The organism is Vibrio sp. Vb0667, from assembly GCF_033391095.1.
The window spans coordinates 1-1,084 of sequence record NZ_JAWPOL010000352.1 but is presented as its reverse complement, the minus strand read 5'-3'; the positions used below and the strand labels follow the sequence as shown (position 1 = coordinate 1,084).

2 protein-coding genes are annotated in these 1,084 nt (G+C 46.9%); both read left to right on the top strand.

All coding sequences use genetic code 11. The annotated features are described in order from the left end of the window. On the top strand, nt 1–520 hold a 520-nt coding region (locus tag R8269_RS25850; RefSeq protein WP_318222992.1), incomplete at its 5' end, for a peptidase U32 family protein. A gap of 20 nt (nt 521–540) precedes the next feature. Next, the coding region (locus tag R8269_RS25845; protein ID WP_318222991.1) for a U32 family peptidase at nt 541–1,084 on the top strand (544 nt) is incomplete at its 3' end.

The window sequence follows — 1,084 nt, the reverse complement described above, 5'->3', positions numbered from 1 at the left end:
TGCGTTTGGCAGTCTGTGCATCATGTCTGAAGGTCGTTGTTACTTGTCGTCTTACATGACGGGTGAATCACCAAATACGGTCGGAGCCTGCTCTCCAGCGAAATACGTGCGCTGGCAAGAAACTGAACAAGGCTTGGAGTCTCGATTAAACAACATTTTGATCGACCGTTACTGCGCGGGTGAAAACGCAGGCTATCCAACGCTTTGTAAAGGCCGCTTTGAAGCTGAAATTGAAGGCGAGAAAAAACGTTACCACGCGCTGGAAGAACCAACCAGTTTAAATACTCTCTCTATGCTTCCTGAACTGTTTGCAGCAAACGTAGCGTCGGTAAAAATTGAAGGCCGTCAACGCAGCCCTGCTTATGTAGAGCAAGTTACTCGCACTTGGCGCGCAGCAATTGATCGTTACCAAGCAAACCCAGAAGCTTACCAAGTCGAAGCAGCTTGGGATGCCGCCCTGGCTAACGTTTCTGAAGGTACGCAAACCACGCTGGGTGCATACCACCGTAAATGGCAGTAGAGGTTAAGATGGAAAATTCAATGAAATACGCACTTGGCCCACTGCTGTACTTCTGGCCAAAACAAGATATCGAAGCATTTTACTTACAAGCAAAAGAAAGCTCGGCAGACATTATCTACTTGGGTGAAACCGTTTGTTCAAAACGTCGCGAGATGAAACCTGCTCATTGGTTCGATATTGCCAAAGACCTATCGGCATCCGGTAAGCAAGTGGTACTTTCCACCATGGCATTGTTGGAAGCACCAAGCGAAGTCAATATCATGAAGAAGTATATCGATAATGGTGACTTTGCGATTGAAGCAAATGACGTGTCCGCAGTTCAACTGGCGTCTGAACACAAAGTCCCATTTGTCGTTGGCCCAGCAATTAACACTTACAACGCACACACCTTGAACCTGTTTTTAAAACAAGGGATGACTCGTTGGTGTATGCCGGTTGAGCTATCTCGTGAATGGCTAAGCGATACTCTGACACAATGTGAAGACTTAGGGATTCGTAACAAATTCGAAGTCGAAGTCTTTAGCCACGGCTATTTGCCATTAGCCTACTCGGCTCGCTGCTTCA